The organism is Taishania pollutisoli, from assembly GCF_014518315.1.
GTDB lineage: Bacteria > Bacteroidota > Bacteroidia > Flavobacteriales_D > Crocinitomicaceae > Taishania > Taishania pollutisoli.
Genome location: NZ_JACVEL010000002.1, coordinates 491336 through 497533, shown reverse-complemented (window position 1 = coordinate 497533; position 6198 = coordinate 491336). Strand labels below are relative to the sequence as shown.

Annotated in this window: 3 protein-coding genes; all 3 read right to left on the bottom strand. The window is 43.9% G+C overall.

Going from position 1 to position 6198, the window contains the following annotated elements:
* Window positions 1-2567: choice-of-anchor L domain-containing protein (locus H9Y05_RS05370; protein ID WP_216713701.1), on the bottom strand; the 2567-nt coding region annotated here is incomplete at its 3' end.
* 19 nt (window positions 2568-2586) lie between these two features.
* A complete protein-coding gene (locus H9Y05_RS05365) occupies window positions 2587-2967 on the bottom strand; it encodes a hypothetical protein (protein WP_216713700.1) in 381 nt (126 codons plus the stop codon).
* Between the two features lie 218 nt (window positions 2968-3185).
* Window positions 3186-6185 (bottom strand): T9SS type B sorting domain-containing protein, encoded by a 3000-nt coding sequence (locus tag H9Y05_RS05360; protein ID WP_216713699.1) that lies wholly within the window; start codon window positions 6183-6185, stop codon window positions 3186-3188.
* Window positions 6186-6198: the final 13 nt, after the last annotated feature.

Here is a 6198-nt window from a genome sequence, read left to right as displayed (position 1 = left end):
GTAGAACCACCTGTCGCAGAAATCGGTGTTGAGCCACCGATACAAATTGCAACATCGTTACTTGCCACAATTGCCGGTAATGGATTGACTGTCACAATCACCTGATCCGTGTTTACACACCCGTTGGCATCCGTACCTGTTACCGTATAAGTCGTTGTTGCTGTAGGAGAAACCGTATGCGAAGCTCCGGATCCCAAACCATTGTTCCACGAATATGTAGAACCGCCTGTCGCAGAAATCAGTGTTGAGCCACCGATACAAATTGCAACATCGTTACTTGCCACAATTGCCGGCAATGGATTGACTGTCACTATCACCTGATCCGTGTTTACACACCCGTTGGCATCCGTACCTGTTACCGTATAAGTCGTTGTTGCTGTAGGAGAAACCGTATGCGAAGCTCCAGATCCCAAACCATTGTTCCACGAATATGTAGAACCACCTGTCGCAGAGACCGGTGTTGAGCCACCGATACAAATTGCAACATCGTTACTTGCCACAATTGCCGGCAATGGATTGACTGTCACAATCACCTGATCCGTGTTTACACATCCGTTGGCATCCGTACCTGTTACCGTATAAGTCGTTGTTGCTGTAGGAGAAACCGTATGCGAAGCTCCGGCTCCTAACCCGTTGTTCCACGAGTATGTAGAACCGCCTGTCGCAGAAATCGGCGTTGAGCCACCGATACAAATTGAAACATCGTTACTTGCCACAATTGTCGGTAATGGATTTACCGTGACCACAACCTGGTCGGTATTCGTGCAGTTATTTGCACCGGTACCTGTTACCGTATACGTTGTTGTTGCTGTAGGGGAAACCGTATGCGAAGCTCCGGCTCCCAAACCGTTGTTCCACGAATATGTGGATCCGCCTGTCGCAGAAATCGGCGTTGAGCCACCAATACAAAAAGCAACATCATTGCTTGCTACAATAGCAGGTAATGCAGGAGCGGTATAATTTTGCGTAATGGAGCATGGTACGGCCGAAAATGCAGCTGTCACAGTACAAGTTGCTCCGTTTGCAATTAATCCCGTTAAGTTGTATGAAAGCGGAGATGTAAACGGCGCATTAAATATTTGTGTTCCTCCGCATGAACTTGTAACTGTCAAAGTACCCGTAGGAGGTGCTGCTGTAAATGCTATCTGCCCTGAAATACTATATTGGTTTCCAGTTGTACAATTGGAAGGAGTTGCCGTTAGTCCTGTCAGGTTTGTAACATTTACAACTACCTGATCCGTCGCAACATTCGCACATTGGTCTGTTGCCGTCACAGTATATGTAGTTGTTGATCCGGGAGCAACTGTCACCGGAGTACCTGTTCCGGCACCATTGTTCCAGGTGTATGTTACTGTTCCTGTGCCTCCTGCAGCGCTTGCTGATATCGGGACACTTCCGCCTGAAGCACAAATATAGGTATCGTTACTTGCCGTAACAGTAAGTGGGTCTGCATCTACAATTGTAATGGTTGACATTCCCATCTCACAAATTGTTGCCGGATATGTAATGATAATTGTCTCGCTTCCTTCCGTGATTCCATCTGCATAAATAACAACCGGAATAGAAACAGTTGTCGCCCCTGCCGGTATCGTTATGGAGGTGGGGAGCGAGGAGTAATCAACCCCATATGTTGCGGTTCCTGTATAGGTTACATTAAAGGTATAATCAGCAGGTTGTGCAGTTGGAATGCTAAAGGTTACCAATGCGTTGGAACAAGCTTCCGGAAAGACACCTACTCCTCCTCCACTTGATGCATTCAATGCAACCGGTGGATTTCCAACCGCAAACAAACCGTTTTCCTGAACAAATACCCACGAATCATAAATGGAGTCTCCTCCGTCTGCAATCATCAAACGTATGTGGTATGTCGAACATGGAATTACCGCTTGTGAAGCCGTCAACATGGTTGTAAAACCATCCATGCAATTGTTAAACGTACTGTTACAGTTATCATTGTAGTATGCACAATTCGTACAGCCTCCTCCACAATTGACTGCATATCCACGGTTGATGTTGTCGATTGTTACAGGTGTTCCTACTCCCGGAACAACAGCAATATTGGGGGTCCCTACAATCCCCGGGCCACTGATAAAAAATGCAAACGCATCATTGTATCCACCGTTTACGTATTCATTATACTCTTCTGATCCGAACTGGAAATTCACATTGATCTGGTTCGTGATCGGTATAAAGTCAAATTCCAAAATGATTCCGTCATTTGTTCCGGCTCCTGCAATTGTATTCAATGCAGCAATAGATGGTCCGTTGTTATCATCCGAACGTTGAATGGTTCGTGCTCCTTGTAATGTATTTGCAGCATTCACAAAGCCGGTACTCATCACAATTCCTGAATTCATTGTTGACCCGAGGCCACCGGAAATTCCTCCGACAAAATTAGCGATGGCTCTGTTGTCACCGGTCAAAGTTGCATTCGAAAAGGTAATCCCGGGTCCGCAAATCCTGGTTACATAGTCATTTACTGTCGTTTGGTTTAAAACAATCTGAGCAATTGAATTTCTCCCCATCAGCAACACTAAACAAATTAGTATGGGTAGTCTTAATTTCATAATTGTATTTTTTGGAGATTTAACCTAATAATGAGAGTTTGAATCCTACATAACCGTATAACCTGGATATATGTAGTAAGATATGTTGTAAGTGATCCAGTTCAACATCCGAACGTGTTATTATAACAGCTTCATTTTGCTCTTCTTTCAGGGAAATAAAGCCCGGAATTGCTTGGTAGCGCTGAAGCTGTGCATTTTTAAACTCCGGATCAGGAGTTGTTTTCATCTGTAGTTGAAATTTCTTAACATGAAGATCATCCGAATGCAGCAGCTTTATTTGTGCATAATCATGGCCTTCATGTACGCCGACTGTTAAATTTTCCAGGGAAGTGTTGGGGATTTGTCCATTGAGGAGTTGAAAGAAACTGATGAATATCAGAGACATGTAGAAATTACTCATAAATTAGCCGTATTAATGATATAAAGATGTCGATTTTTTCTCAATAAAAAGTCAAAATCCAAGCGATTTTTCATACATGCCCTCCGACCTTTCATTCATGTATTTTGAACAAATATTTCATGTTAAATTTCTATTATTTCTGTGTAAAAGCACAACTGTTCTCAGAAAAAAAATCCCTGCTCTCGTGAAAAAACAGGGATTAAACCAACAAAAAATCATTACCTCAAGATGTTTACATTTCCTACGTACATCTTCCGTTCATCATTTACTAATGTTTTGAATTCTATCTTCCAGGTATACGTACCTTGCTGACAGACATTCCCATCCTTTCCATAAGTACCTTTCCATCCAACGGTCACATCGTGTGATTCAAATACCATTTCCCCCCACCGGTTAAAAATAAACAATGAATAATCATACGGATCGAATCCTGATGTGAAGACCGGCTGAAATGTCTGATTGTATTCATCTCCGTCCGGAGTAAATGTATTCGGAATATAGAAGATCAGATCTTCCTGCGAATTTACAGTATACCGAACAGTATCCATGCATCCTCCTTGTGAATAAGCAATCAGGGTTACTTCATATCCTGCTACTTCTGACGGATATGTATAGCTCGGCGAGTTTTCTGTCGACTCAGCATTTCCGTATCCGAAATCCCATCGGTAAGATGTAGCTCCTGTTGAATGATTTTCAAAGTTCACAACCGGGTTGGAAATCGGAAAAACAGCTGGTTTGGGGATAAATGAAGCAACAGGAGCTGCATCTACCGTTACCATTGAATCCTGATAAACCGTTGAGATGCAACCACTCTGAGTTGATACTTGCAACGAAGCTCCAAAAACACCCGGGTTTCCAAACGTCTGCGTTACAGGACCACAGCCGCTAACCGTTTGTCCGTTATCAAATGTCCAGACGCAACTCGCTGCGTTAGGAGATGTATTTTCAAAAACTGCGACTACCGGCACACATCCCTGGTCTTGTGTTACGGTGAAACTAACATCCGGAAGTTCATCGATGTTTACGGTGACAACATCTGTACCTACACAACCTGTAGCAGTCGTACCGGTAACAGTATATGTCGTTATTCCTACCGGAGGCACAAAAGAAAGTCCATTTGTGATCGTGCTGTTTCCGGCGTTGCCTGCCCATTCATACGTCCCCCCTACACCGGCACCACTACCGGTTAATGTAATCTGGTTTCCTTCACATTCATAGATATCCGCACCGGCATCAATCACAGGATTATTTCCTACAATTGCAGAAACAGTTGTCGTTCCTACACATCCATTTAAATCTGTACCAGTGACTGTATACGTTGTTGATGTACCGGGTGTAAATGTTACGGTCTGTCCGGTTGTTGCATTCAAATGACTGGCAGGAGACCAGGCATAGTTCGCAGCACCCGTTGCAGTTATATTTCCCGTTGCAGATTCACAGACGGTAATATTTGCTGCATAAATAACCGGCAATGGGTTGACAGTAATTGTTGTTTGATTGGTTGCCTGGCAATTATTCGCATCTGTCACAATAACAGTATACGTTGTTGTTACTGTAGGCGTAACAGTATGAGACGCTCCGGCTCCCAAACCATTGTCCCACGAATATGTTCCTCCTCCTCCTGCAGTAATTACTGTCGATTGACCGGCGCAAACAGCTGTATTCGGAGACACCGTAGGTTGAACTGCCGGATTTACCGTAACAACGACCTGGTCTGTTGCTGTACAACCATTGGTCGTACCTGTAACTGTATAGGTGGTGGTGGTTGGAGGACTTACCGTTGCTGCTGCATTTGTTCCTCCTCCGTTATTCCACGAATAAGAGGTAGCTCCTGAAGCATTCAAGGTAATTGAATTTCCCTGGCAGACCGAGACATCTGCTCCGGCATTAACAACAGGAATAGCCGGACGTGTATAATTTGTTGTAATGGTACATGCTGGTTCTGCTGTGAAATGAGCTGTAACAGCACATGATTGTCCGTTCGGTGTCAATGTATTGATTGAATAATTCAACGGGCTTGTAAACGGAGCGTTAAATGTTGCTGTGTTTCCGCTACAATCCTGTACAATTAATTGTCCGGTTGAAGGAGGATTATTGAAGTTCAATGTTCCGGTTAAATTGTAGGTATTTCCCGGCTGGCAGTTTCCGGGGACGGTCGTCAAATTGGTAAAACCACACGATGCCGGACATGATGGCGCTGTGTATGTAAGTATGTGAGAGCAATCCGAACCAGTAAAATAAGCATGAACATCACACCCTGCTCCATTTGCCGTTAATCCGGATAAGTTGAACGGATAAGATCCGACACTAAAAGGTGCTGTCGCGACGACTGTCTGCACTCCTTCACAGTTTTCAACAATCAGCTGTCCGGTTGGCGGTGGATTTGAAATTTGAATATTTCCCGATACCCCATACACTCCGCCTGGTTGGCAAGAGCCAACATTTAATCCTGACATGGCAATGGATCCTACAGTGATCTGAACAGAGGAAGAGGAATTACACGGAGCAACTCCAATTGAGTAGTTAATCGTATGTGTACCAACTCCTGCTACTGCCGGGTTAAACATTCCATTGGCAGACATTCCGGGGCCGGACCAGGTTCCTCCCATATTTCCCGCTAAAATTTGTTGCAATCCGTCTGTTGTACAAAAGGGACCGGTTGAGCTCACATCAATCGTTGCATCCGGAAGTCCTGTTTGAGCACTGTTCGGATTGTTTCCTAATTCCAATGTAAATGAGTTTTGAGTATCACTCCAGTCTTCTACCAAAATCATAATAACATCTCCGGCAGAAACAGTTCCTGTATTAATAACTGCATTACATCCCAGATTTGCGCTTCCGAATTCGGCACATCCTTCACACGGAGAGACGTAGTTACACGCGATCTCAGTAGCCGTTGACAAACTTCCGCACGGATTGGTCTGACCTGTGATATCAAAAATCGCAACATCCAGACATCCCGTACCAGCATTATTGCCCTGAATCAATAAATCAAGGCTTCCTGTTTGCGTGATATACAAGACAATGTAGCCATAATTCGCCGAACCCCCATTAAAAAAATCAAGGCAGGATGATGGGTTTCCGGAAGGAGTCTGAAAGTTAAACGTTTGGGAAGTTCCATTCAATGAACAGATTGTCGTGTTCGTATTACATTGAGAAAGGTTATAGAATGGAAATAATACGATTAAAAAACAAGATAATGCGATTACTTTTTTCATTGTTCTGTAGTCG